Below are 26205 nucleotides of genomic sequence, written 5' to 3' on the forward strand. Positions count from 1 at the left end.
GCAGTGTTTAGAACTAATCAAAATCACGCTTGTGGTCAATGTCTTTGACGTTTGGTCGTGATCACCAAGGAGTATTATTATGTCGCAAACTATACTGCTTTCATTGCAGGGACTATCCTGCGAACACTGTATCGGTAGGGTAAAAAAAGCGCTGGAATCCCGATCGGATGTAGAACTGGCCGAGGTATCGCTGAAATACGCCAAAGTCACTGGCGAAGCCGACAAACAGTCGCTGGTAGCCGCCATTGAAGCAGCAGGCTACGAAGCCAGCCCGGCTGTCGCGCCGACTGTCACCCTGCAACTCTCCGGTCTCAACTGCCAGCACTGCGTGGCCTCAACCCGCAAAGCGCTGGAAGCCATACCGGGCGTAGTGGCAACAGACGTGACCCTGCAACAGGCGGCAGTTTATGGCGAGGTTGAACCGCAGGTGCTGGTGACTGCGGTTGAGCAGGCCGGTTTTCATGCCACGCTGGCACAAGAGAACACCCTCCCAAAATCTGAGCCGCTGACACCCCACGCCTCCTCGCCGGACAGGCTGTCAGCGGCTTTCAATCACGTTCCGGCACACACCCCACCTGCTAACGACGTTATCCATAATGATGACAGCGTCCAGCTATTGCTGAGTGGCATGAGTTGCGCCAGTTGCGTCAGCCGGGTACAACGAGCACTACAAAGCGTTCCCGGCGTTACGCAGGCACGCGTCAACCTGGCTGAACGTAGCGCGCTGGTCAACGGCAGCACGTCACATCAGGCGCTAATCGCTGCCGTACAAAACGCAGGCTATGGTGCGGAAATCATTCTTGATGAGGCTGAACGGCGTGCCCGGCAGAAGCAGACATCGCGTCAGGCTATTCGGCGTTTTCGCTGGCAGGCTGCTTTGGCGCTGGCGCTCGGCATCCCGCTGATGGTCTGGGGAATGATCGGCGATAATATGATGCTCACCGACAACAACCGCTCTGGCTGGTTGCTGGTCGGGACCGGAACGCTGATGGTTATGATCGCCGCTGGCGGGCATTTTTATCGTAATGCCTGGCGCAGCCTGATAAACGGCAGCGCTACTATGGATACGCTAGTGGCGCTCGGCACCGGCTCAGCCTGGCTTTACTCTATTACTGTCAACTTGTGGCCGACAGCATTTCCGATAGAATCACGCCATCTTTATTACGAAGCCAGCGCCATGATTATTGGCCTGATCAATCTCGGCCATGCGCTGGAACAACGTGCCCGCCAACGTTCATCACAGGCGTTAGAACGCTTGCTGGACTTAACGCCGCCAACAGCGCGTATGGTCACCCCGCAAGGTGACCGCGTGATCCCGCTGGCAGAGGTACAAACGGGCATGACGCTGCGCCTGACCACCGGTGACCGCGTTCCGGTGGACGGTCTGCTTGAGCAAGGAGAACTGTGGATTGACGAAGCCATGCTCACCGGCGAGCCGATCCCCCAACAAAAGGCGGCAGGCGACAAGGTGCACGCCGGTACCCTGGTACAGGATGGCAGCGCTACGTTGCACGCGGGGGCTATCGGTAACCAGACCACGCTGGCGCGCATCATCCATCTGGTGCGTCAGGCTCAGAGCAGCAAACCCGCAATAGGCCGGTTGACTGACCGAATTTCTGCCGTCTTTGTACCGGCCGTGGTAGCGATAGCGTTGTTAAGCGGCGCCATCTGGTACGTTGTTGGTCCAACCCCTCATATCGTGTACACGCTGGTGATTGTGACCACGGTACTGATCATCGCCTGCCCCTGCGCACTGGGGCTGGCGACGCCGATGTCGATTATTTCCGGTGTCGGGCGGGCTGCCGAGCTGGGCATTCTGGTACGGGATGCCGATGCACTGCAGCAAGCCAGCCAGCTTGATGTATTGGTGTTCGATAAAACCGGAACACTGACGCAAGGCAAACCACGCGTGGTGGCAATTCACACTGTTGGCGATATCAGCGAATCGCAGGCGTTGCGCTGGGCTGCGTCGCTGGAACACGGTGCCAGTCATCCGCTGGCCCAGGCCATCATCGAGCGTGCTGACGGTGTAACGCTGAGCACAGTCACGCAATTTCGCACCTTGCCCGGTCTGGGCGTCAGTGGGCTGGTCGAAGGCACGCCGTTGCTGCTCGGCAATCCGGCCCTGCTGGCAGCGCATCAGATCTCACTGGCTGACGGTGAAAACTCACCCCGTGACTGGCTGGAAAAACAGTCAGCGCTCGGCATGACACCGGTGTTGTTGGCGGCGAACGGTCAGGTGGCGGCGCTGTTTTCGGTACAGGATACCCTACGTCAGGACAGCGTTAGTGCGTTGCAGCGACTCCATCGTCAAGGCTACCAGTTGGTGATGCTGACTGGCGATAATGCAGCGACTGCACAGGTTATTGCCCACGAAGTCGGCATCGAACAGGTTATCGCCGGAATATTGCCGGACGGCAAAGCCGAGGCTATTCGCCACCTGCAGTCGCAGGGGAAAAAAGTCGCCATGATTGGTGATGGCATCAACGACGCACCCGCGTTGGCGCAAGCCGACGTGGGGATAGCCATGGGCGGCGGCAGCGATATCGCGGTCGAAACCGCCGCTATGACGCTGATGCGCCACAGCCTGCACGGCGTCGCCGATGCACTGGCGCTTTCCAAAGCAACATTGGGCAACATGAAACAGAACCTGCTGGGCGCTTTTATCTATAACACGCTGGGTATTCCGATTGCCGCCGGCATACTCTATCCATTAACCGGAACCCTGCTAAGCCCGGTCGTCGCCGGTGCGGCGATGGCGCTCTCATCCATTACCGTGGTCAGCAACGCCAACCGGCTACTACGTTTCACCCCGCCTGACGCACCAGTCAGGAATGACTAAATCGGAAAACCGCCCAGGCGCGATGCTTTTTGCCAGCTCGCGCCAGGTTCCACAGCAGAATTCCCTGTTATGCTCCCCAGCACATGCCGAATTAGCGATACAACTTGCTGGCTGAACCGTTTAGCATAGAAACCTGACGATGCTAAAGCGCACGTCCTGCAATAGCGTGATGCCTGATTACAGGATAACGTCCTGAGTCGCCACTACCGGAGATGTCGATATGAAACGGCTGATACACCAGATTGCCTCGTTCCTCGGCCTTCTCTCGCCCACAGGTTACCGTTACCCAGCGCTGGATATCGAAATCGTCAACCAGCGCCAGTTCCATTTGGTAGGCAGTATTCACATGGGCACAGTGGATATGTTTCCCCTGCCGCCTGAATTACTGATGCGACTTGAGCAGGCAACAGCGCTCATCGTGGAAGCGGATATTTCCGGCAGCGACTCGCCGTTTGATTCGGTAGGCGCGGAGCCGCCACTGGCAGAACGTCTGGACGCAGACACGTTGCAGCGTTTACAGCAGTTATGCCGCGAATTGTCGTTCAACTACGACAGCCTTGACCGGGTGCCTGCCTGGCAGGCGGCGCTGATGCTACAGGCACGTCAGGCGATGATGCTGGGGTTACGTCCAGACTATGGTATTGATTACCAGCTGATTAACGCCGCCCGGAATAATGGGGTGAACATCATTGAGCTGGAAGGCCAGCAGACGCAGATCGATCTGTTGTTACAATTGCCACAAGGCGGCCTGCCGTTGCTGGAAGATACGCTGATCCACTGGCATACCAACGCACGTTTGCTACAAACCATGGTCAGTTGGTGGATGAACCACAAACCCACCTGGTCAGACAACATGCCGCCCACGTTCAGCAACGAGATCACAGAAATGCTGATGAATCATCGCAATCAACGCTGGCAACAACAACTGACCGCGCTGCCGCAGGGAAATTATGTTGTGTCTGTCGGCGCCCTGCATTTGTACGGCGAAAACAACCTGCCCGATTTATTACAGGCCCATGCGGCTACCTTTTGAAGTAAGGACAGTACACTATGACGCCCGCAGTAAAGCTGCTTGAGAAACAAAATATCACGTTTACGCTTCACAGCTACCATCATGATGCTGATGAAACCAATTTTGGCGAAGAAGCCGCCCGCAAGCTGGGACTCGATAAACAGCAGGTTTACAAAACGCTGCTGGTATCGCTCAACGGCGATGCCAAACAACTGGCGGTAGCGGTGACCCCGGTCGCCAGTCAGTTGGACCTGAAAAAAGTGGCCAAAGCGCTGGCAGCCAAAAAAGCGGATATGGCAGACCCACAAATCGCCCAACGCGTAACAGGCTATCTGGTAGGTGGTATCAGCCCCTTGGGGCAGAAAAAGCTGCTACCCACGGTGATCGACAACGGAGCGCAGCAATTCGGCACGATTTTTATCTCCGGTGGCAAGCGTGGGTTGGACATCGAGCTGGCCGCAACTGACCTGGCTGGCGTACTGAAAGCGCAGTTTGCCGACATCGCCAAAAGTGACTCACTGTAATCCATTAAAAATGAAAGCGGCAGATAACTCTCTGCCGCCCCTCTTAATTGTTACTCGCTTACTTCACCTACTCACTTCTACCCGTTTCTCGGCATTACCGTGTATGCCCAAGATGCAGTGTATCCTGACCCGAATAGCTATGTTCAGTCCTGAAATAGGCAACCGAGGCTTTCAACCGATGCGCTTGTGCTTCCAGTTCATTTGCTGAGGCAACAGCCCGTTGAGCCAGAGCCGTGTTCTGCTGGGTGATTGAATCAATTTGAACAATTGACTCGTTAATATAGCTAATGCCTTTCCCCTGCTCACTCGTCGCCGTTGCAATCTCCGAGACAATATCAGCGACATGCTGCACCGAACTGACCACATCTCTGATGCTGCTATCCGCCAGTTTTATCTTCGCAGAACCACTATTCACGCGAGAAACCGACTCTTCTATCAGGCTTTTTATCTCTCCTGCCGCTTGCGCACTACGTAAAGCCAGACTGCGCACTTCACCAGCCACAACGGCAAAACCACGCCCTTGTTCACCGGCACGTGCGGCTTCTACGGCGGCGTTCAGAGCCAGAATATTGGTCTGAAAAGCAATGTTATTCACTACCTCGGTAATATTGGCGATTTTGTCAGAGCTTTCAGAAATCCCATCCATGGTATCGTTAACTTCCCGCATCACTTCACCGCCTCTGGAAGCGACCTTGAGTGCAGAGTGCGCCAGTTGACGAGCCTGCTCCGTATTTTCAGCATTCTGTTTAACCGTGGAAGTAATCTCCTCCATGCTCGCCGATGTTTTCTCCAGCGCCGCAGCCTGCCGTTCCGTATAGGATGACAAATCACTGTTGCCGGCAATCACTTCACTGCTACTGGCATCAATCACCTCAGCGCCAGAGCGAATGTCTTCGATGACAGTAATCAACTGTTTGCGCATCATCTCCATTCCATGCAGCAAGCTGACCTTGTCACTGGGTAACGTTGTGACTGGATAAGATAAATCGCCAGCGGCAATACGTTCCGTCACTTCCGCGGCATAAGACGGCTCGCCCCCCAAGACACGCAAAATACTGCGATTTATCCAATACACCAGCGATGAAAGCAGAACGCTAATTAATATAAAAACGATGCCATTGTGATAAAGTGAATGAATAAATGCCTCATTAATATCATCAATATAAAGCCCGGTAGTGATTATCCAATCCCAAGGGGCGTAGAGTAAATTATAAGCGGATTTAGGTTGTGCAACCGTAGAACCAGGCCGGGGAAACGCGTAAGCCGTATAACCTGCTTGATTGTTTCTTGTGACGGCGACCATATCCCGGTAAATAAAATTGCCGTTGGCATCTTTTACATCCGGTCCTTGACCAACCATCTTTTCATTAACGGGATGCATTAAGACCTGCGGTTGGGAATTGAGGATAGTGAAATACCCTGAATCACCATAACGCAAATCCTTTATCCCTTTCATTGCACGCTTTTGTGCCTCTTCCAAAGAAATCGAACCCGTGCTGGCTAGCTCTGCATTGGTTTTGACAATCCCCAATGCCAACTGCGTCACATGCATTAATTCCATTTCTCTGAGAGATAATTGATCTTGCTTAATTTTTATCGAGCCATAAAGTAGTGTCCCCGCCAGACACAGCAAGCTAATAATAAGTGGAAGCCAAAGCTTCCTGGCAAGAGATATTTTCATTCTTTTAACACCTTTCAGGAGGTTGTGTTATTAATTTGTTATGTCACACTTACCATTCACAACACTATTTCAAATAAATCAGCATCCCCTTTCTTAATAGCAGAAGGCATAAAAATCACTCATATATTTTTTAATCATAAAAAAGATTATTTATCAATAAATCCGGTTTACTCCTTACATGGCATAGCAACCCCTGCATACATAAGCAAACCCCGTGCTGTGAAAAGTGCGCTCCTCAAGCACTATGGCCCAACAGTACCATAGCGTTACGTGTATATTCCCGGATAACATGGTAAAACTGATGCCAACGTCACTTATTTGTAAAAAATAATAAAATGTATTCTACAACGCGCTAAAAAAGATAATTTTAACAGAGTCACATGTAATAAATTTATCTTATCTCTCTGCATAATCAGCATTATTAAATAGGGTAACAATAAACAATGTAAGTAATCGTCTTCAGGACGTTACTATCGGCATTTTGTGGTCGAATAACAGAGGGATAGCAGCGCAGCTCTGTAAGGAAATAAGAATCTATCCCAATAGACCTAATTAGTCTCACTCGTTTGAGCACAAATAATTGCATGAATACGTTTTTCAACTAAGAAAGGCGGAATCTATTCTCAATAGCAGAACAGATTCCACCGTACAGATTAATTACTTATAAACAATCTCACCTTTCGGCTCATAGTCTGCCGCCTGTAATGGAGAGTGCTTTTCGACATACTGGCGCAACACGTCTGCATCCACAAAGCCAGTATTGACGTAACCCGGCAAGTCGCTCAGTTTCGGGTAGCCATCGCCGCCGTTGGCGTTAAAGCTCAGGGTGGCAATACGGTAAACCTTGTCTGCCTGCAGCGGTTCTCCCTTGATCTTCACGTTCTTCACGCCAGTACCGTCTGCTTCCAGACTAACATTCAGGAACTGAGCATAGGAGCCGGAATCCACCTTCTTGTTGGCGACTACCGTCAGGTACTTTTCTACCTCGCTGCCTTTTAGGTCAACGTATACCAGCGTATTGCCAAATGGTTGCACCTTGAGCAGCGTCTTGTAGGTAATATCCCCGGCATCAATCGAATCCCGAACACCACCCCCACTCATTACCGCGAAATCCGCTTTGGCTCGTTCCAGTTGTGCAGACAGCAATACGCGCGACAGGTTAGTCTGTACAAACCGAACCTTATTACGGTCACCTTCTAAGCGACCATTCACGCTACCGACTTTTACATCCAACTGCGCCTTGCCCTTTTCCTGAAATGGCGTCAGCAGTTTCATCATATCCGGGTTCTGGCTGATTTCCTGGGTGTAATACACACGCTCGCTGGTGCCATCCGCTTTCTCAACCTTTTTCTTTAGGTTGACGGGAATCAGCTGGTAGTGCTCCAGCGTCAGCGTGCCGTTACGGAAAGTAAAATCAGCCCGGCCAACATACTTTCCCCACTCATGCGCCTGCACAATCCAGGTGCCGTTCTGGCGATCCGGTGCACAGGGTGTACCGGGCACATAATCTACCTGTTTTTTATTCTCACTGGCCATGCACACCGGGTCCTGCGAATGGCCGCCGACGATCATAGCAAGATATCCCACAGGCAGGCTGCGCGCCATTTCCACGTCACCCGGCGCGTTAGAGCCGTGATCGCCATTATCGTAGTGCCCCATGTGAGTAGCGGCGATAATGACATCCGGTTGCTCTTTTTTGCGTAGCTGTTCCACCACCTTTTTTGCCTCATCGGCTGGCTTACGGAACTCAATATCGTGGAAGTACTCTGGATTACCGATCTTGGCCGTGTCGTCAGTCGTCAGGCCGATAACAGCAATCTTGATCCCCTGACGATCAAACAACGCATAAGGCTTGAACAATCGCTTTTTGGTACCTTTCTGATAAATGTTGGCGGAAAGTAACGGGAAATGCGCCCATTTTTCCTGTTGACGCAATACGGTGAGCGGATTATCGAATTCATGGTTGCCGACAGCCATCGCGTCATAACCGACCAGATTCATGCCGCGAAAATCCGGCTCGGCATCCTGTAAGTCTGATTCCGGCACACCGGTGTTAATATCGCCCCCCGACAGCAGCAGCACACTACCACCGTTGCCTGCAACATCCTGACGAATCTGATCTACCAGCGTTTTTTGCGCCGCCAGACCGTATTCGCCGTAATCGTTATGCCAGAAATGACCATGATGATCATTAGTGTGCAAAATCGTAATGTTGTAAGTTTTATCTTTTTCCCATGCCAGTGCAGCGGACGACGACAACCCCAGTGTTACCGCTATCAGGCATCCCAGATTTTTGACAAAAAAACGCATAGCCACTCTCCGCAATAAAATTCCTTGTAGAATTGTTACAGTAAACTTGCAGCATCGCGCACAAATTTAGCACGAACCTGGGGCAGGATAGCTGACGTTATGATGATCCTAAAGCGCCTTGCGCCATTACAACACCATCAACGTTATCAAGCTGATAATCCGTCAATTGGATAGCGACAAGGAGGTGATGATAAGGTAACCGATGGCATTTCTCTGTAATAAGAGAAACTGAATTAGCTCTATATATCAATGATAAAAGCAACAAATTAACTAAAAATTTATGTTACACTATATAAACAAGTGAAAGACATCATTTATGCATCAATCAGCACGATTTCATGACGTTTTTCTCCTGCAAACGTTGCACAACACCATCAATATGCAGATAGGAAATCGTCTGAAACGGCAGATATAGATAAGCATTCAGGAGCCACCACCTACTAACGGCTCAGGAATATCCGCTCATTCTCGTTACGCATGGCAAAGGAGTCGGAATGCATGATAACACCACCCCCTTAATATCCACGATGTCCGTCGGTCTGGTGCTGGCCTTTCTGCTGGGCATTCTGGCTAACCGGCTGCGTATATCCCCTTTGGTCGGGTATCTGGTGGCGGGTGTGCTGGTCGGCCCCTTTACGCCGGGTTTTGTCGCCGACACCCAACTAGCGCCGGAAATTGCCGAATTAGGTGTGATTTTGCTGATGTTTGGCGTCGGACTGCATTTTTCATTGCGAGATTTAATGGCGGTAAAGTCGATTGCCATTCCCGGTGCTGTGGCGCAAATCGTGATGGCAACCCTGCTGGGTGCCGGGTTGTCATCGTTGCTGGGCTGGAGCCTGCCGGAGGGGTTGGTATTTGGTCTGTGTCTGTCCACCGCCAGTACCGTGGTGCTGCTACGCGCGCTGGAAGAACGCCAGTTGATTGACAGTCAGCGCGGGCAAATCGCTATTGGCTGGTTGATTGTTGAAGATTTGGCGATGGTGCTGACGCTGGTGTTGTTACCCGCTTTTGCCGACATGTTGAAAACTGATAGTGCCAATACCGCCAGGTTATTGCAGGACCTGGCGATTACGCTAGGCAAAGTGGTGGCGTTCATCACGCTGATGGTGGTGGTAGGCAGGCGCGTGGTGCCGTGGGTATTGGCAAAAAGCGCCAGCACCGGTTCGCGCGAATTATTTACGCTGGCCGTGCTGGCGATGGCGCTCGGCATCGCATTCGGTGCGGTAAAACTGTTTGATGTCTCGTTCGCGTTGGGCGCATTTTTTGCCGGCATGGTGCTGAACGAATCAGAACTCAGCCAGCGTGCCGCACACGATACACTGCCACTGCGCGATGCATTCGCCGTACTGTTCTTCGTTTCAGTCGGTATGTTGTTCGACCCGATGATTCTGGTACGTGAACCGCTGGCAGTACTGGCAACGCTGCTGATTATCGTGATAGGCAAATCAATGGCCGCCTTCCTGCTGGTACACCTGTTTGGGCACTCAAGACGTACGGCGCTGACTATTTCCGCCAGTCTGGCGCAGATTGGCGAATTCGCTTTTATTCTGGCTGGTTTGGGTATTTCACTCGGCATATTGTCAGAAAATGGCCGTAATCTGGTGCTGGCCGGCGCTATTTTGTCGATTATGCTCAACCCGCTGCTGTTTACACTGCTGGAGCGCTATCTGGCCAGGCACGAAAGCATTGAAGAACAAATCGTTGAAGAAGTGATCGAAGAAGAAAAGCAGATTCCGATTGAGCTGTGCAACCATGCGTTACTGATAGGCTATGGCCGCGTAGGCAGCCTGATCGGCGCCCAGTTGCATCAGGCCGGCATACCCATGGTGGTGATTGAAACCTCACGCGCACGCGTTGATGGATTGCGGGAACAAGGCCTCAAAACGGTGCTGGGCAACGCCACCCGGCCCGATATCATGGATATTGCCCGCCTTGATTGCGCCAGTTGGCTGTTGCTGACTATTCCCAACGGCTACGAAGCTGGAGAAATCGTAGCGGCGGCGAGAGCACGGCGTCCTGACCTGAAAATCATCGCCAGAGCGCACTATGACGATGAAGTCACCTATATCACCGATCATGGTGCTGATCATGTCGTTATGGGCGAGCGGGAAATCGCCGAAACTATGATAGCCATGTTGAACATCGACGAAATAGCCACCGCCAAAGCCTGCTCTCTCTAATGCCATCGTTGTCAGGCGCTCGGTGGCGCCTGACATCACCAGCAGGCTTCGCAGCGTAGTGCCCTATCGCTCATTCACCAACTGCGTTAGCAAAGCAATGTGCAGCGGGTCGTCGTTCAACGCCGGAATATACTGAAAAGACTCACCGCCGGCATGTAGAAATAGCTCCCGATTCTGTTCTTTGATCTCTTCCAGCGTTTCCAGGCAATCCGCCGCAAAACCGGGACAAATCACCTGAATTCGCTTGATGCCTTGCTTCGGCAATGCCTGCATCGTTTCATCGGTGTAAGGCGTCAGCCAGGCTTCACGACCAAAACGCGATTGGAAGGTCATCATTACCTGTTCCGGTGATAGTCCAAGCGCAACAGTGAGCGCCTGTGCCGTAGCAGCACAGCGTTTAGGATAATCATCGCCTTCATCAGCATAGCGCTGCGGAATGCCGTGAAATGAAATAATCAGCTTATCCGGCACGCCATGTTCCGCAAATGATTGCTCAACACGATGCTTCAGCGCGACGATATAAGTCGGATGCTCAGCATAATCACGGATAAAACGGATACCCGGCACCTGGCGCTGCCTGCTCAGCAGCTTCGCCAGGCCATCCCACACGGCAGCGCTAGTGGAACAGGAGTATTGCGGGTACATCGGTAATACCGTCACCTCGGTAACGCCCTGCGCCAATAGTGCATCCAGCGCGGATTGCAAACTCGGCGAACCATAGCTCATGCCGAGTGCCACAGGGACATCAGGCAGGCTTGCTGCCAGTGCCTGTTGCTGCCGACGGCTGTAAACCAACAGTGGTGAGCCTTCCTCCATCCACACCGACTGATAAAGTTTTGCTACCCGCGGCGAACGGATCGGCAGAATAATGCCATGCAGCAATGGGCACCATAACCATCGACTCAGATCAACCACTCGTCTGTCATGCAGGAATTCGGCCAGATAACGTTTTACCGCCTGCGGCGTCGGCGCATCCGGCGTGCCCAGATTCACCATCAACACACCGCGTTTTTCTTTTTTCATCAACGTTTTCCTCTGCTGCCGCGTCGGCATCATCATTTAGATGGGAATGGAATAGCATTGTAGCGGAAACATCGCAGTGAGAAACCGGCAGCCACGCAGTTAAGGCCGATACCAGCAATTGTCGGGAGCAATAGAGCGAAGAGAGCACAACAGGAGAATAACCGGATAACGAGGGAACAAGCGCCATCAAATACTAATGGCGCTGCCCAAAAACAGGATCAGCCAAGAATACGGGCCAGCTCTGCGCTGACTTCGCTGACCGGACTGGTACCGTCAATTTTGTGGTAACGAGTACGGTTAGCCGCCGCTTCCTGCTGATAGTAATTCACCAGCGGCGCGGTCTGCTTGTGATATTCCACCAGACGCTGACGCACCGTGTCTTCCTGATCATCTTTACGGATAGTCAGATCTTCACCGGTAACATCATCTTTACCTTCCACTTTAGGCGGATTGAACTTCACGTGGTATACGCGACCGGAAGCGGCATGTACGCGGCGGCCAATGATACGTTCAACGATCAGCTCATCAGGCACGTCGAATTCAATAACATGATCAACATTAATACCGGCATCTTTCATCGCATCAGCCTGAGGAATGGTACGCGGGAAACCATCCAGCAGGAAACCATTGCGGCAGTCATCCTGTGTGATACGCTCTTTAACCAGGGCGATCACCAGCTCGTCTGTCACCAGTTTACCCGCATCCATGATCTCTTTTGCCTGCTTGCCCAGTTCGCTACCGGCTTTTACCGCCGCACGCAACATATCACCGGTGGAAATTTGCGGAATGCCATATTTCTCCGTGATGAACTGAGCCTGAGTACCTTTGCCTGCGCCTGGAGCGCCCAGCAGAATAATACGCATTGCGTAATTCCCCTTGCTATGTAGTTTTTTAAAAAAAATTTGAAAAACGATAAACCATACCATTCCAGAGGCGCTTCCTCAAGGAACGGGCACGCTTCAGCCGGCGCGGTAAAACTAAAATTCGTGATGGCGTATAACTTTTCACCCGGTTTTGAGAGTGTAGACGACAGAGAGTCAGGCGGGAAATGGTCTTCACATTCGAGGCGGCAAGCGGAAAAAAAGCGCCCCGGCTAACCGGAGCGCCACATCGATTTACTCACTGGAATACGAATCAGGCGATCAGCAACTGATTCATACGGCGGATGAACTGGTTAGGATCTTCCAGTGTACCGCGCTCGGCAAACAGCGCCTGATCCAGCAGTAGCTCAACCCACTCACCGAACTGCGCCTGATCCTGCGTGTCGGCAGCGCGTTTCACCAGCGCATGTTCCGGATTCAATTCAAAGATGTACTTCACTTCCGGCGCCTGCTGGCCTGCGGCAGCAAACAACTTCGCCATCTGAGTGCTCATCTCGTTAGCATCGGTGGTGACAATCGCCGGAGTATCGGTCAGACGGTGAGTCAGGCGCACCTCTTTCACACGCTCGCCAAGCAGTGTCTTGACGCGCTCGACAAACGGCTCCAGCGCTTTTTCCGCTTCTTTCTGCGACTCGTTAGCTTCATCGGCCAGTTTGTCCAGTGACTCGTCAGCCTTGCTGACCGACTGGAACGATTTACCGTCAAACTCGGTCAGGTAGCTCATCATCCATTCGTCGATGCGATCAGAGAGCAGCAGTACTTCAATGCCTTTCTTGCGGAACAGTTCCAGATGCGGACTGCTCTTAGCAGCGGCGTAGCTGTCGGCGGTGATGTAATAGATCTTGTCCTGACCTTCCACCATGCGGCTGATGTAGTCGTCGAGCGACACGGTCTGGGCATCACTATCATTATGAGTGGTGGCAAAACGCAGCAGTTTGGCGATAGCTTCACGATTACCGCCATCTTCAGCCGGGCCTTCTTTCAGCACCAGACCGAACTGACGCCAGAATGTCTGGTATTTTTCGCTATCATCTTTGGCCAGTTTTTCCAGCATCTGCAGTACACGCTTGGTCAGCGCAGTACGCAGGTTCTGCGTGACGCGGTTATCTTGCAGAATTTCGCGCGATACGTTGAGCGGCAGGTCGTTGGAGTCGATCAGGCCACGCACAAAACGCAGGTAGTTCGGCATGAACTGTTCAGCATCGTCCATAATGAACACACGCTGCACATACAATTTCAGGCCATGTTTGTGATCACGATTCCACATGTCCCAGGGGGCCTGTGAAGGAATATAGAGCAGGCTGGTGTATTCCTGCTTCCCTTCTACCCGGTTGTGGCTCCAGCTCAACGGGTTGGTGAAGTCATGGGCGATGTGCTTATAGAACTCGTTGTACTCATCATCGCTGATTTCAGACTTGCTTCGGGTCCACAGTGCCTGGGCTTTGTTGATTTTTTCCCAGGTGACGGTTTCTTCACCGCCCTCTTCTTCGCTTTCAGTACGGGATTCAATTTCCACCGGCAACGCGATATGGTCGGAATACTTGCTGATTACCGAACGTACGCGCCAGTTGTCGAGAAACTCATCTTCGCCTTCCCGCAGGTGCAGGGTAATTTCTGTACCGCGTTCCGCTCTGGCAATATCAGCAATGGTGTATTCACCTTCACCAGCAGATTCCCAGAACACCCCCTGTTCGGCGCTAGCGCCCGCGACACGGGTTTTCACCGTCACCTTATCGGCAACGATAAATGCGGAATAGAAACCGACCCCAAACTGGCCTATCAACTGACTATCTTTAGCCTGATCAGAGCCAAGAGACTCCAGAAACGCTTTGGTGCCGGATTTGGCAATAGTCCCCAGGTTGTCAATAACGTCATCGCGGCTCATGCCGATACCGTTGTCGCTAATGGTCAGGGTCCGTTTTTCCTTATCGATGGACACCCGAACACGCAACTCCCCATCACCTTCATACAGCTCCGACGCAGACAGCGCGCGAAAGCGCAATTTATCCGCCGCATCGGATGCGTTGGAGATCAATTCGCGCAGAAACACTTCTTTATTGGAATACAACGAATGGATCATCAGGTGCAGCAGTTGCTTTACTTCTGACTGGAAGCCACGGGTCTCTTGGCCTTTCATACTCATTATTACTTACCTCAATATGTATTTATTCAGGCTGACTTAACGGGGTATAAGCAATAAATGGGGATAAACCGATAAGGTTTCAAGAGGCAGCCTGCGATTGACGGTACGGACAGCACCGGGAGAGACAGAGGCCGCCGACCGACGGCCAGAGAAATCAGAAACGAATGGGATGACGCCCGGCCAGCGAGTGAGACAAGGTGGTGCCATCCACCATTTCCAGCTCGCCGCCTACCGGTACGCCATGGGCGATACGGCTGGCCATGACGCCATGTTCGGCGCACAACTCGGCAATATAATTAGCTGTTGCATCACCTTCCACCGTCGGATTGGTCGCCAAAATCACTTCACTGATGGTTTCCGTCGCCAGACGTTCTTCCAGTCTATCCAGACCAATATCGCCGGGACCGATACCATCGAGCGGCGACAGATGCCCCATCAGCACAAAGTAGCGCCCGGCAAACTGCCCGGTCTGCTCAATGGCATGAATATCCGCCGGACTTTCCACTACACAAATCTGACCATTTTGCTGACGGCGTGGGTTGGCGCAAATAGTGCAAACGTCCTGCTCGGTAAAAGTCCGGCAGTCGGCGCAATGACCAATCTCTGACATGGCGCGGGTAAGCGCCTGCGCCAGACGCATACCGCCGCTGCGATCACGCTGCAACAGATGAAACGCCATGCGTTGCGCCGATTTTGGCCCCACGCCGGGTAAACAGCGCAGCGCCTCCATCAACGCCTCAAGAAGCGGGCTGGTTTGCATCAGAACGGCATCTTGAAGCCGGGCGGCAGCGGAATACCGCTGGAAACCGACGCCATTTTTTCCTGTTGGACTTCAGCGATACGGCGGGCCGCATCATTGAAGGCCGCAGCAATCAGGTCTTCCAACATCTCTTTATCGTCTTCCATCAGACTGGGGTCGATTTCAACGCGACGGCAGTTGTGAGCGCCATTAATCGTCACTTTCACCAGCCCAGCGCCCGACTCCCCGGTCACTTCCAGATTGGCGATCTCTTCCTGCGCTTTCTGCATTTTTTCCTGCATCTGCTGAGCTTGCTTCATCAGATTGCCTAAACCGCCTTTACCAAACATATCGCTCTCTCTACTACTTCGTGCTGCCGACAGGCAGCGGGGTTAAACAGGGCGGATACTCTCTTCATCCAGTTCCGCATCAAAGAAACGCCGTAGCGTTTGAATATTAGCATCAGCCATTATGGACTGGCGCGCCTGCGCCAGCTTCTCTTCATAAATGACCTGTCGCCACTCCAGCGGCGTACGGACCGCTGGCGTATCATCTTCAGTAATCGTCAGGCTGATAGCTCGACCATAGTGCGCTGCCAGCGCCTCCGACAGCGTTTTCTGCGCCGCCGCCGAATTCAGATGACGTTGCGAAGAGCGCAAGTGCAAGTGAATCACCCCCTCCTCCGGCATCTCTTTAAACGCATTAAGCGCCAGTTGCTGCACCAGTTTAGGCAGCGTCAAACGATCAATTTCCGCTGCCCAAGGATCACGCTCAATGGCTTCCACCGCCAGTCGCGCCGCCAGTTCCGGCGTTTTTTCATATTCCAGCGCCGAGCGCAACGCCTTAGGCGTGGTCACCGGTGTAACGTCAACTTGCTCAGTTTTCTTCTGTGCCCGCCAGCGGTAAGCCTCTTGCTTTTTCTGCTCTTCCTGTGCAACGGCTTTCGCCGCCATTTGCTGCTGACCACGCTCCGTCACTGAAGCCAGCCTCTCCAGTGCCGAGTTGACCGGCCGCGTTTTTCCTGACGCCGCCGGTTCAGTCTTTTTTGCGGGAGTATTTCCCTGCCGGTTCAACAACTGACTACGCGCCTGAAGCAGTTGCGCGGTCGCATCCGGCAAATTGTTCTCTGCTGCTGACGGTGCCGCCGGTTCGCTGTCCGTCGTCGGCGCACGATTGGCCACGGACTCACCACCGGATGCGGCTGGCATCATCCCAGCGGTTCGAACCGGTGACTGTGCAGGCGCCGCGTCACTGACTAGCGGAGTCTCGTTCATAGGTGCAGTGAGCGGCGCGCCAACCGGAACCGGCTCGGCGATCACCTGACCTGGATGAAACGCCAGCGCCCGCAACAGCGTCATTTCTACGCCCATTCGGCGATCCGGTGCGTACGGCAGCTCCTTACGCCCGACTAACAACGTCTGGTAATAGAGTTGTACCTCGGCAGGCGGGATCACCCGCGCCAACTCACGCAACCGGGGCGCGACCTGATTGTATTCGTCCCCCAACGCGGAAGGCAGCAACTGCAGCATGGCAATGCGATGCAGTAGCGTCAGGGTTTCCACCAACAACGCTTCCCAGTCAACGCCGCGTGCCGCCGCCTGCTCCATCTGCGCCATCACCCCAGCGCCATCGCCTTTCACCAGCGATTCGATCAACGCCAGCGGCTGCTCATCATCCAATGAACCCAGCATCTGGCTGACGGCAGCGGCGGTGACCTGACCTTGCCCCATAGCAATGGCCTGATCAGTCAGGCTTAGCGCATCACGCAAGCTGCCATCGGCAGCACGAGCCAGCAACTGCAATGCACGCGGCTCCGTAGCCAACTGTTCCTGCTCCAGCACATGCTGCAAATGTTGGCGAATCTGCTCGGCATCAAGCGCTTTAAGATGAAACTGCAGGCAGCGGGACAAAATAGTCACCGGCAGTTTTTGCGGATCGGTCGTTGCCAGCAGGAATTTCACGTGCGGCGGCGGCTCTTCCAACGTTTTCAACAATGCGTTGAAACTGTGGCGGGAGAGCATGTGCACTTCGTCGATCAGGTAAACCTTGAAGCGGCCACGAGCCGGAGCATATTGCACGTTATCCAGCAGATCACGGGTATCTTCCACTTTAGTGCGGGATGCCGCGTCAATCTCAATCAGATCGACAAAACGCCCTTGTTCAATTTCCCGGCAAGTATCGCACTGGCCGCAAGGCGTCGCCGTCACCCCCGTTTCGCAATTCAGCCCCTTCGCCAGCAAACGGGCGATAGTGGTCTTACCTACGCCCCGTGTACCGGAAAACAGGTAGGCATGGTGGATGCGGCCTAACGAAAGACCATTGGCCAACGCGGTCAGGACATGTTCCTGTCCTACCACATCAGCAAAGGTTTGGGGACGCCACTTACGGGCAAGAACCTGATAGCTCATCAATACCGCAACAGTTGAGTTATTGAGGAGGTGATGCTAACACAGTCTCGCCGCCATCGGCGAGACTGCCGTCATCAATGGCCGGGGAAATCGACCAGGCTGTAGCAGGTGATGCCCATGTTCTCAAGGCGCTGCTGTCCACCCAGGTCAAACAGATTGATAATAAAAGCGGCATCGGAAACCTGACCACTGAGGCGGCGAATCAATTTGACCGTCGCTTCGATCGTGCCGCCGGTCGCCAGCAGATCGTCTACCACCAACACCTTGTCGCTGGCGGTAATGGAATCGGCGTGAATTTCCAGCGTATCGCTGCCGTATTCCAGTTCGTAGCTTTCGCTCAACGTCGCACGCGGCAGTTTACCCGGTTTACGTACCGGAACAAAACCGACGCCCAGCGCCAATGCCACCGGCGCACCAAACAGGAAACCACGCGCTTCGGTACCGACGACTTTGGTAATGCCAGTGCCCTGATAGCGTTTAACCAGCATGTCGATGCTTGCCGCATAGGCCTGAGGATTCTCCAGCAGGCTGGTCACATCACGAAACAGTATGCCCGGCTTGGGGTAATCCGGAATACTCTTGATACTGTTTTTAATCAATTCTGGCTGCTGAGTTGCGGTCATAATGTTGTGCCTGATAAAACCTTATATTCACTGAACACCGCCACGGCCTTTAACCATGCCGCCCACTGGCGTTAACGGTTAACAATAAAAATACGGTGGCGGCTCGCGCACGAAAACGCTCAAATCTAGTCAAACTGACGGGTAAATGCAACTGGCCTGCACAGTTCTGCGCATTTTTATCGCGGGCTATTGCTTCGGATCAATAACCGGCAAACGCAGCATAAACGTCAGCAACACGGCCAGAATCACCAGCAACAGCCCCCGAACCCAGCTCACTTCCACCATCCACAATGACAAGGCGAAGGTAGCGACAATCACCAACACCGCTTTGGTTTTCACCCCCGGCGGCAGTGCTCGATGCCGCTGCCAGTGACGCAAATAACTGCCAAACCAGGAACGGTAAAGCAACCAGTCATGGAAACGCGGCGACGAGCGAGCAAAACACCATGCCGACAACAACAAAAACGGCGTGGTAGGCAGCAACGGCAATACCACGCCCAATGCCGCCAGCACCACCGCCAACCACCCCACGGTTATCAACACGACCCGATACATATCGTCTCCTTGTCTTCCCGGCCCTCATCAGCCTCCGGCAGCCCAGCCCGGTTGACCCGATCACAATCCACATGAACCGTTGTATCATACCGCCACGTTAACTCAACCCGTCTCCGTACATGTTTGATCATTCCATCCTCGACCCGATTCATGCTTTTCTTCGCGCCGCCACACCAGATGAATGGATTAATGAAGCGCGTAAACCGGAAAATCTGCCCATACTGCTGCGCGATCACCTGCTGTGCGAATTGAAAGCAGCCCAGAGTGCCCTGTTTCTGCTCCGACGTTACGCGGTGGATCAGGAAATCCGGCACCAATTGCAGGACTGGATTGCCCCGTATGAGAATTTTGCCTACCGAGGAGTAGGCGACATGCAGACACTCAAAGCGAGCGGACTGGTTTCCCGCCAGATTACTGCACGCGCTGACTGCCACTATAGTCAGGACATTATCGATAAACTGGTGCTGTTGATCCGTGAAGAACTGCACCACTTTTATCAGGTGCTGGAAGTAATGACGCAAAAAGGCATCGCCTATCAGAGCGTACCCGCCAGTCGTTATGCCAGCGGTATGACACAACACATGAAAACACATGAGCCGGATGCGCTGGTAGACAAGTTGATTATCGGCGCTTTTATCGAAGCGCGCTCCTGTGAACGCTTTGCCAGACTGGCACCATATCTGGAAGAAGACGTACGCAAGTTCTATATTTCCCTGCTGCGCTCTGAATCACGCCACTATCAGGATTATCTGGCGCTGGCGGAACAGATTGCCGGTAAAGATATTCGCGCACGCATCGCTTTTTTTGCGCAAACAGAAGCGCTGTTGATTACCAGTCCGGATAACGATTTCAAATTCCACAGCGGCAAACCGGCGCACTGAACCGGCCCGTGTTCCACCTGCTGCGGTTTACGGATACCGCAGTCGACCTGATGGAGGAAACACCATGGAAACCCAGGCATTGCTAGCCGCACTGGCGCGCCAGATTGATACGCTGGCACAACATGTCGAACCGATCGCCGCGCGACAAGCGCCGCGATCACGTTTTGACCGCCAGTTATTCAGTTGTTACGGCACCCGGTTAGGCGATTATCTCGACGAGATTCGTCTTAACTACCAGCATTTGCAGCAATATGTACAGGAACAACGTCTGGATCGGGTCACGTTTATGGCAGAAAAATTGCTGGCGCAAATAACAGCCTTACAGCGGGAACTGGCGACTCAACCGTTGCGGGAACAAGAGCCTTCAATGCCGGCACCGCAGGATCGATATCAGAAACTGGCGGAATATCAGGGCTATGAGCGTCGCCTGCTGGCAATGATTCAGGACAGGGAAAGCCTGCTGGCGTCTCAGAGCCAACTCAGCGAGCAGCAACGTTTGCAACGCGAGCTGGCTGCGCTGGAAGGCCGGCTGGCACGTTGCCGTCAGGCGCTCTCAAAACTGGAGCGCCAGATTGAACGTCAGGAACAGGGTTTTTAACCTTTCGTAACCCTCGTTCACTATTCTCTGCTATGTTTTAGAAAAAACGAAGCAGGCTCGGAGTGAGGTAGCAACATCATGTCTCTGGAAAATGAAACGCCAGACGTTAAGCTGGCGGTCGATCTCATTATGCTACTGGAAGAAAATCAGATTGCACCGGAGGTCGTGCTGGCGGCGCTGGAAATAGTGCGTCGGGATTACCAGCTAAAAGCTGACTCGCGCCCCCAACAAGCCTCAGTATGACGCTGGAGCAGTCACGCTCCGGCGTCTGTTCTTTTACCCAATAACGTTGACAACGTTAGTTTTACCACGACGTTAATTATCAGGCTGCACCTCATTTCGCGGCTGAGCCAGCACGCGAGAGACTTCCTGTACTTCCTTGCCCTGCGGGTTATGCAGATAAACTTCCAGTTGGTTGAAAGCAATATCGATATTATTTTCACGACATAAGTGATCAATAGTGCGGTTCAACTCATCAACGGTATAGCTGCGATCACGCAGTTCACGTACATACAGACGCAGTTCATGCTCCAGCGAGCTCGCACCAAACGACAGGAAAAACACCTGTGGCTCAGGATCGATCATGACACGCGGGTTATCACGCGCAGCCTGCAACAATATCTCTTTCACCTTGTCCAGATCGGAACCATAGGCGACGCCAATACGGATCAATACACGCGTGATGGTATCTGACAGCGACCAGTTAATCAGTCGCTCGGTGACAAATGCCTTGTTGGGAATGATCACTTCTTTACGGTCAAAATCAGTAATTGTAGTGGCACGAATACGGATCTTGCTGACTGAACCGGAGAACGTGCCAATGGTAATGGTATCACCGATGCGCACTGGCCGTTCGAACAGGATAATCAAGCCCGACACAAAGTTGGCGAAAATCTCCTGCAAACCAAATCCCAACCCTACGGATAATGCCGCGACCAGCCATTGCAGCTTGTCCCAGGAAACGCCGAGCGAACTGAGCGACGTAACCGCACCGACAGTAGTAATCAAATAGGTCAGCACCGTGGTAATGGCATAAGAAGTGCCCTGCCGCAGTTGCAAACGCGAAAGCACCAGAACTTCCAGCAACCCCGGCAGGTTGCGGGTCATCACATAAGCCACGCCGCCAATCACCAACGCCACCAGCAGATTACCCAAGGTTACCGGTTGCAATACCGTGCCGCTGGCATTCGCCGTGCTGTAATGCCACAGCGTAATACTGTCCAGATAGGAGAATACCGTCACCAGGTCGGCCCAGATCCAGTAAAACGCACCGGAGAACGCCAAAAACAGCACCATCGTTGTCAGCCGCAAAGACTGCTGGCTGATCTGTTCTAACGCCAGCGGCGCTTCCGGCATCGGTTCACTGCCTTCCGCCCCTTCCTTGACCAGACTCTGGCGTCGCGCCACCGCACGGCGATAAGCCAGACGGCGTGCCGCAACGCTTAATCCACGGATAGTAGCGAAATAAACGATATTCCAGACGATCAGCAAATACAGGCTGTCAATCCAACGGCCAGCCAACCGTAGCGAAGTATAGAAAAACCCGTTCAGCATTAACCCGATCAGAAATAGCGGCATGGCAGCCATCATCGTCACCACGATCAGCTGCACCGTATGACGTTCTTTTTCTCGCCAGCAGTCACGACATACCGGAAATACCAGAATGGTCAGCAGCAACAGGTTACAAACGATAATTATCTGCCCAATGGCATCGTCCACCAGATATAACGGTGCTTTCTCACCTACCACCGACCAGAACATCAGCGGCAGCAGCGCACCACCAAGTCGCAGCGTCTGACGCTGATAATGTGCGCAACGGGATGCCGGAATATTGAAGTGGCGCTCGCTCAGGCTCCCAGGTTTGAGGCTAAACCAGGCAGTGGCGAAAACGGCCCAGAACAATGCCAGATGTTCACTTAACAACCAGGCAAAACTACTGATTTGACTATCGGCCCGTTTCAGCCATAACCCCAACGACAGTATTACCAGCACGCCCGGTAAGGTGTTCAAAATCAACAACAGAATGGCTTTTGGTGTGTGTAACTGGCTATCGCGCTTGAGTTGCCCGACATCTTCCGCCAGTTTCCCCATATAAGTATCGATACTTTTACGCCGCCACCACAGCAGACCGACAATCAACAGCGTCGGAATGATCAGCACCAGCGAATCCATGAATCCCTGACGTAACTGCCCGCCTTTCAGATTGAAATGCAGGTTTTTTACCTGCTGTTTCAAGGTCGATGGCAGCTCTTTCAGCCAGTTCCAATCCATCGGTTTATTACTGCTAACCCAGAAAATCTGCTGGGTCAGAGTACGTTGCAGCGAATCGTTCACGCTCATCAGTTGCTGGCGGCTTATTTGCAGGTTGATAGCCAGCATCAGTTGGTTACCGAGTTGTTTATTGAGCTGATCGAGCAATTCACGGCGCATATCCAGAATCTGCTCCAGCGCATCAGTCACCTCGGCATCTACTTTGGCATTGCTGCGCGTGACCAGTTGCTGAATATATTCATCGCCACGAAACAGCACATCACGTTGCTGGTTAATATCGAACTGCTCCAGACGCAGATCGGCGATCTGCGTACTGATATTGCCCATCGCGTCAGCCGATGGCAGGTTTTGCTGTTGCTGGTAAAGAATACGCGACAATAACAAGCTGCCTTTTAACACCGTAATCTGCTCTTTCAGGTTGCGTTCTGACTGTGTGGCCCGATCCAGCCAGTTTTTTACCTGAATGCTCTCCTGAACCAGTGTATTGCCGGCTTCCGTCGCTTTGATTAAACGCTGGCTGAGTTGACGATTCGTCTCCATTTCCGCTTTAACCAGCGGGTTTTCCTGAATACGCTGTAACTCATCCGAATTTTGCGCCTCTTTGGCCGTTTTTTCCGATAGATTCAGACGTTTGTTGTTAATTATTCCTTGCAACGTCTGCACCATGTGTTCCAGTTGGCCTATCTGTGCAGCGGTATAATCACGCTGTTTTTGCAACAGATCCTGCAAGGTGGTATTCACTTCCAGGCTTTTACGCTGCTGCTCCATTTGCAGCCCGACCAGCGTCTGCTCCGCCTGCAACATTATCTGCTGGCTTGGCCGTAACGGCTCCAGTGACGGGTCAAGTCCGCTGAGCTGGGTGCGCAGTTGCTGACTGCGCTGAGAAGCAGAATATAACGCGCTCTGTACCCGTTCAGGCTGAGTTTGAAGTGAAATCAACTGGCTATTGTAAGTAGACAGGTTTTCCTGTGCGGACTGCAGGTCGTCCAGCGCTGCATTAAGGCGGGCTTCCAGTTGTTTTAGTGATAGCGATTCCAGCGCTTGCTGAGACACCTGTGCCGCCCCACCCAATGACACCAGATCTTCATTTACCTGCTTGAGTTTGGCCGGTGCCTGCGCCGCCTGCTGCTTCAGTTGGTTGGTTTCCTGCCGGACGCGATCAATAGAATCCAGTACATCCAGAGTCTGAGTGAGATCCTGCTGGGTCAGTTTATCTACCGAGGTCAGGCTCTTCTGCCTGTTGAGGGTATCAAGACGATTTTGGATCTCAGCGCGGGTCGGCAAATCGTTGCCAGCGGCAAACGTAGACCATAACGGCGCCATTCCAAACAAAAACACCCAGACGTAAGGCAAGCGGCAGCGAACACATTTATCAAGAAAAGAACGAAAAAGAACGGCAAACAAACCAGAAACGGTGAAACAGCGGCTCATAATGCATCATCAGTTTTACAAAGATGGCGCAGTCTATCATGTCTGCTGAAAGACAAGGTATGTCAGGCTGTATTTCTGCGTATCGAATGTTGAGCCTTACTTACAGTGCTCATACACTCGTGTATCAATCACTTTGGCGTAAGGCCGGGCTGGTACGCAACATATCGATAAGTCCGTCAACCAGATACGGCGCTTCATTTTGCAGGTCAAAGCTTTCCGGTAAGAACAACCAGTTTTCCATAATCCCCGACAGATAAGCACGCATAATTACTGCTGCGCGCCGTGGATTAACGTCCATCGGCAGCATCCCTTTCTGAATACAGTTTGTCAGCGAGGTTTCTATTTTATCGTAGCAATCAAAGTACAAATCTTTGCGGGCATTGAAGGTTGGCAGTAATTCGCCAACAAACTCACACTTATGGAAAATGATCTCCATCATCGAGCGCCACTCGGCATCGAATTCGGTCAATTTCAGCATATAAATTAGCAATTCTCTGAGTACATGCAGTGGATCATCAGGAAATTTTGCCTGATACTCAGCTTCGAAATCAGAAATTTTGGCTTCTGATCTCGCCCATATCTCATCAAATAGTTCAGCTTTGTTTTTAAAGTGCCAATAAATAGCACCTCGAGTCACGCCGGCAGCAACCGCAATATCGGACAATGATGTTGAGAAAACACCACGCTCGGAAAATAGACGCATTGCCGCGTCCATAATCTGGCATTTGGTCTCATGAGCCTGTTGTTTGGTTTTTCGTGCCATAGCGCTGACTTTCAAGAGATGTGAGATTTACATACATTCACGGATGTATGTAACATAGCACGAACCTGAATTTATCGCAGCAATGGGTTTAATAGCGTGTGATCCATTGGTCAATTAAAAATCGGATACTTGGGGTTTATCTATGAATAAAAACAGAAGGCTTACGCCTCTGGCAACAATGCTGATGCTTTCTGGCGGCCTCGTACTCACAGGATGTGACAATCAGGCCTCTCAAGGGGGTGCCCATCAGGGGGGCGCACCGGAAGTCGGCATCGTTACGATAAAATCACAAACTCTGAATATCACCACGGAACTGCCGGGACGCACCAGCGCCTATCGTATTGCCGAAGTACGCCCTCAGGTAAATGGTATTATTCTGAAGCGTAACTTTGTTGAAGGCAGCGATGTCAAAGTGGGTACATCGCTGTATCAGATCGATCCGGCAACCTACCAGGCCCAGTACAACAACGCCAAGGCGGCCCTGTCTCAGGCTCAGGCGAATGCTGAAATTGCACAGTTGACGGTTAATCGCTACAAACCGCTGCTCGGCACTAATTACGTCAGTAAGCAGGATTACGATCAGGCCGTTGCGACGGCACGTCAGACTGAAGCCTCAGTCGCAGCCGCCAAAGCCACGCTCGACAGCGCCCAGATCAACCTGAACTATACGCGCGTAACAGCCCCTATTACCGGTCGGGTAGGAAAATCCACCGTGACAGAAGGGGCGCTGGTGGCTAATGGGCAGACGACAGCGATGACGACAATCCAGCAGTTGGACCCGATCTATGTCGATGTCACTCAGTCCAGTAACGATTTCCTGCGTCTGAAAAAAGAACTGGAAAACGGTACCCTGCAACAAACCAATGGCAAAGCCAACGTCCAGTTGACGATGGATAACGGTACCCATTACAACCAGACCGGGACGCTGGAATTCTCCGACGTCACTGTCGATGAAACCACAGGCTCCATTACACTGCGTGCCGTATTCCCGAACCCGGATCACAACCTGCTGCCAGGTATGTTTGTTCGTGCACAGATAGATTCAGGTGTGAATCCCAACGCAATTCTGGTGCCACAGCAGGGAGTCAGCCGCACACCACGTGGCGATGCCACTGTGATGGTGGTCGGAGCTGGCGACAAGGTAGAGGTCCATCCTATCACTACCGGCCAGGCTATCGGCGACCAATGGCTGGTAACCTCAGGCGTTAAGCCGGGTGACCGCATCATCGTGACAGGCCTGCAAAAAGTCAGACCGGGTATGCAGGTAAAAGTGCAGGAAGCGACCGCAGGCAATGCGCAACAGCCGCAACCGCAGTCCCAACCCGCTAAGTCTTAACAGG

Annotated in this window: 20 protein-coding genes and 1 other annotated feature; of the genes, 8 read left to right on the plus strand and 12 right to left on the minus strand. The window is 52.7% G+C overall.

Annotated elements, in window-relative coordinates; genetic code table 11:
- Positions 1–79: 79 nt before the first annotated feature.
- From copA to ybaK, 3 genes are all read left to right on the plus strand, one after another.
- Positions 80–2842 (plus strand): copper-exporting P-type ATPase CopA, encoded by a 2763-nt coding sequence (gene copA / locus Dpoa2040_RS11060; protein ID WP_168641279.1) that lies wholly within the window; start codon positions 80–82, stop codon positions 2840–2842.
- A gap of 220 nt (positions 2843–3062) precedes the next feature.
- Positions 3063–3875: a TraB/GumN family protein gene (locus tag Dpoa2040_RS11065; protein ID WP_168641280.1), complete on the plus strand. Its 813-nt coding sequence runs from the start codon at positions 3063–3065 to the stop codon at positions 3873–3875.
- A 17-nt stretch (positions 3876–3892) separates the two neighbouring features.
- Positions 3893–4378, plus strand: coding sequence for a Cys-tRNA(Pro)/Cys-tRNA(Cys) deacylase YbaK (gene ybaK, locus Dpoa2040_RS11070; protein WP_042869353.1), 486 nt, complete (start codon positions 3893–3895; stop codon positions 4376–4378).
- 94 nt (positions 4379–4472) lie between these two features.
- Here the strand turns inward: ybaK and Dpoa2040_RS11075 are convergent, their stop codons facing one another.
- On the minus strand, positions 4473–6059 hold the full coding sequence (locus Dpoa2040_RS11075; protein ID WP_042869351.1) for a methyl-accepting chemotaxis protein: 1587 nt from the start codon (positions 6057–6059) through the stop codon (positions 4473–4475).
- A gap of 657 nt (positions 6060–6716) precedes the next feature.
- Positions 6717–8369 (minus strand): bifunctional UDP-sugar hydrolase/5'-nucleotidase UshA, encoded by a 1653-nt coding sequence (gene ushA, locus Dpoa2040_RS11080; RefSeq protein WP_168641281.1) that lies wholly within the window; start codon positions 8367–8369, stop codon positions 6717–6719.
- Positions 8370–8863: 494 nt separating this feature from the next.
- Between ushA and ybaL the strand changes: the two genes are divergently transcribed.
- Complete coding sequence (gene ybaL, locus Dpoa2040_RS11085; RefSeq protein WP_168641282.1) at positions 8864–10549, plus strand: YbaL family putative K(+) efflux transporter; 1686 nt, start codon at positions 8864–8866, stop codon at positions 10547–10549.
- A 63-nt stretch (positions 10550–10612) separates the two neighbouring features.
- Here the strand turns inward: ybaL and hemH are convergent, their stop codons facing one another.
- The 8 genes from hemH to Dpoa2040_RS11125 all read right to left on the minus strand — a co-directional run bounded on the left by hemH (position 10613) and on the right by Dpoa2040_RS11125 (position 18921).
- Positions 10613–11572 (minus strand): ferrochelatase, encoded by a 960-nt coding sequence (hemH, locus tag Dpoa2040_RS11090; protein ID WP_168641283.1) that lies wholly within the window; start codon positions 11570–11572, stop codon positions 10613–10615.
- A 218-nt stretch (positions 11573–11790) separates the two neighbouring features.
- On the minus strand, positions 11791–12435 hold the full coding sequence (adk, locus tag Dpoa2040_RS11095; protein WP_042873836.1) for an adenylate kinase: 645 nt from the start codon (positions 12433–12435) through the stop codon (positions 11791–11793).
- Between the two features lie 271 nt (positions 12436–12706).
- Complete coding sequence (gene htpG / locus Dpoa2040_RS11100; protein WP_168641323.1) at positions 12707–14590, minus strand: molecular chaperone HtpG; 1884 nt, start codon at positions 14588–14590, stop codon at positions 12707–12709.
- Positions 14591–14750: 160 nt separating this feature from the next.
- On the minus strand, positions 14751–15356 hold the full coding sequence (gene recR, locus Dpoa2040_RS11105; RefSeq protein ID WP_042869341.1) for a recombination mediator RecR: 606 nt from the start codon (positions 15354–15356) through the stop codon (positions 14751–14753).
- A complete protein-coding gene (locus tag Dpoa2040_RS11110) occupies positions 15356–15685 on the minus strand; it encodes a YbaB/EbfC family nucleoid-associated protein (RefSeq protein ID WP_016942050.1) in 330 nt (109 codons plus the stop codon). Before Dpoa2040_RS11110 ends, recR begins: the two co-directional genes overlap by 1 nt.
- A 42-nt stretch (positions 15686–15727) precedes the next feature.
- Positions 15728–17743, minus strand: coding sequence for a DNA polymerase III subunit gamma/tau (dnaX, locus tag Dpoa2040_RS11115; protein WP_168641284.1), 2016 nt, complete (start codon positions 17741–17743; stop codon positions 15728–15730).
- Positions 16337–16401: a sequence feature (DnaX frameshifting element), on the minus strand. It overlaps the preceding gene by 65 nt.
- Before the next feature lie 74 nt (positions 17744–17817).
- Positions 17818–18366: an adenine phosphoribosyltransferase gene (apt, locus tag Dpoa2040_RS11120; protein WP_042869337.1), complete on the minus strand. Its 549-nt coding sequence runs from the start codon at positions 18364–18366 to the stop codon at positions 17818–17820.
- A gap of 186 nt (positions 18367–18552) precedes the next feature.
- The gene (locus Dpoa2040_RS11125) at positions 18553–18921 is read right to left on the minus strand and encodes a DUF454 family protein (RefSeq protein WP_168641285.1); all 369 of its coding nucleotides are present in this window, start codon (positions 18919–18921) and stop codon (positions 18553–18555) included.
- A gap of 119 nt (positions 18922–19040) precedes the next feature.
- Here Dpoa2040_RS11125 and Dpoa2040_RS11130 point away from each other — a divergent pair, with 119 nt between their 5' ends.
- The 3 genes from Dpoa2040_RS11130 to rsmS all read left to right on the plus strand — a co-directional run bounded on the left by Dpoa2040_RS11130 (position 19041) and on the right by rsmS (position 20643).
- Positions 19041–19802, plus strand: coding sequence for a tRNA-(ms[2]io[6]A)-hydroxylase (locus Dpoa2040_RS11130; RefSeq protein ID WP_168641286.1), 762 nt, complete (start codon positions 19041–19043; stop codon positions 19800–19802).
- A 64-nt stretch (positions 19803–19866) separates the two neighbouring features.
- Entirely contained in the window at positions 19867–20400 is a 534-nt protein-coding gene (gene priC, locus Dpoa2040_RS11135) for a primosomal replication protein PriC (RefSeq protein WP_168641287.1), read from the plus strand.
- 78 nt (positions 20401–20478) lie between these two features.
- On the plus strand, positions 20479–20643 hold the full coding sequence (rsmS, locus tag Dpoa2040_RS11140) for a pleiotropic regulatory protein RsmS (RefSeq protein WP_071604287.1): 165 nt from the start codon (positions 20479–20481) through the stop codon (positions 20641–20643).
- Positions 20644–20715: 72 nt separating this feature from the next.
- On the opposite strand, the gene mscK is transcribed toward rsmS, so the two are convergent.
- Together mscK and acrR are read right to left on the minus strand one after the other, a co-directional pair.
- Positions 20716–24102 carry a mechanosensitive channel MscK gene (gene mscK / locus Dpoa2040_RS11145; protein ID WP_168641288.1) on the minus strand — a complete coding sequence of 1129 codons (3387 nt, stop codon included), beginning with the start codon at positions 24100–24102 and terminating at the stop codon, positions 20716–20718.
- A gap of 124 nt (positions 24103–24226) precedes the next feature.
- Positions 24227–24865, minus strand: a complete 639-nt coding sequence (acrR, locus tag Dpoa2040_RS11150; RefSeq protein ID WP_168641289.1) for a multidrug efflux transporter transcriptional repressor AcrR — start codon at positions 24863–24865, stop codon at positions 24227–24229.
- Positions 24866–25007: 142 nt separating this feature from the next.
- Between acrR and Dpoa2040_RS11155 the strand changes: the two genes are divergently transcribed.
- Positions 25008–26201, plus strand: coding sequence for an efflux RND transporter periplasmic adaptor subunit (locus tag Dpoa2040_RS11155; protein ID WP_168641290.1), 1194 nt, complete (start codon positions 25008–25010; stop codon positions 26199–26201).
- Positions 26202–26205 lie beyond the last annotated feature (4 nt).

The sequence above is a fragment of the Dickeya sp. CFBP 2040 genome, assembly GCF_012273755.1.
Classification (GTDB): domain Bacteria; phylum Pseudomonadota; class Gammaproteobacteria; order Enterobacterales; family Enterobacteriaceae; genus Dickeya; species Dickeya poaceiphila.

Excerpts from the sequence above, each read along its gene's own strand:
- htpG (WP_168641323.1), bottom strand. The coding sequence starts at position 14,590 with ATGAAAGGCCAAGAGACCCGTGGCTTCCAGTCAGAAGTAAAGCAACTG.
- mscK (WP_168641288.1), bottom strand. The coding sequence starts at position 24,102 with ATGAGCCGCTGTTTCACCGTTTCTGGTTTGTTTGCCGTTCTTTTTCGT.
- adk (WP_042873836.1), bottom strand. The coding sequence starts at position 12,435 with ATGCGTATTATTCTGCTGGGCGCTCCAGGCGCAGGCAAAGGTACTCAG.
- recR (WP_042869341.1), bottom strand. The coding sequence starts at position 15,356 with ATGCAAACCAGCCCGCTTCTTGAGGCGTTGATGGAGGCGCTGCGCTGT.
- Dpoa2040_RS11130 (WP_168641286.1), top strand. The coding sequence starts at position 19,041 with ATGTTTGATCATTCCATCCTCGACCCGATTCATGCTTTTCTTCGCGCC.
- dnaX (WP_168641284.1), bottom strand. The coding sequence starts at position 17,743 with ATGAGCTATCAGGTTCTTGCCCGTAAGTGGCGTCCCCAAACCTTTGCT.
- Dpoa2040_RS11110 (WP_016942050.1), bottom strand. The coding sequence starts at position 15,685 with ATGTTTGGTAAAGGCGGTTTAGGCAATCTGATGAAGCAAGCTCAGCAG.
- ybaK (WP_042869353.1), top strand. The coding sequence starts at position 3,893 with ATGACGCCCGCAGTAAAGCTGCTTGAGAAACAAAATATCACGTTTACG.
- priC (WP_168641287.1), top strand. The coding sequence starts at position 19,867 with ATGGAAACCCAGGCATTGCTAGCCGCACTGGCGCGCCAGATTGATACG.
- acrR (WP_168641289.1), bottom strand. The coding sequence starts at position 24,865 with ATGGCACGAAAAACCAAACAACAGGCTCATGAGACCAAATGCCAGATT.
- hemH (WP_168641283.1), bottom strand. The coding sequence starts at position 11,572 with ATGAAAAAAGAAAAACGCGGTGTGTTGATGGTGAATCTGGGCACGCCG.
- Dpoa2040_RS11125 (WP_168641285.1), bottom strand. The coding sequence starts at position 18,921 with ATGTATCGGGTCGTGTTGATAACCGTGGGGTGGTTGGCGGTGGTGCTG.
- Dpoa2040_RS11065 (WP_168641280.1), top strand. The coding sequence starts at position 3,063 with ATGAAACGGCTGATACACCAGATTGCCTCGTTCCTCGGCCTTCTCTCG.
- Dpoa2040_RS11155 (WP_168641290.1), top strand. The coding sequence starts at position 25,008 with ATGAATAAAAACAGAAGGCTTACGCCTCTGGCAACAATGCTGATGCTT.
- copA (WP_168641279.1), top strand. The coding sequence starts at position 80 with ATGTCGCAAACTATACTGCTTTCATTGCAGGGACTATCCTGCGAACAC.
- rsmS (WP_071604287.1), top strand. The coding sequence starts at position 20,479 with ATGTCTCTGGAAAATGAAACGCCAGACGTTAAGCTGGCGGTCGATCTC.
- ybaL (WP_168641282.1), top strand. The coding sequence starts at position 8,864 with ATGCATGATAACACCACCCCCTTAATATCCACGATGTCCGTCGGTCTG.
- Dpoa2040_RS11075 (WP_042869351.1), bottom strand. The coding sequence starts at position 6,059 with ATGAAAATATCTCTTGCCAGGAAGCTTTGGCTTCCACTTATTATTAGC.
- apt (WP_042869337.1), bottom strand. The coding sequence starts at position 18,366 with ATGACCGCAACTCAGCAGCCAGAATTGATTAAAAACAGTATCAAGAGT.
- ushA (WP_168641281.1), bottom strand. The coding sequence starts at position 8,369 with ATGCGTTTTTTTGTCAAAAATCTGGGATGCCTGATAGCGGTAACACTG.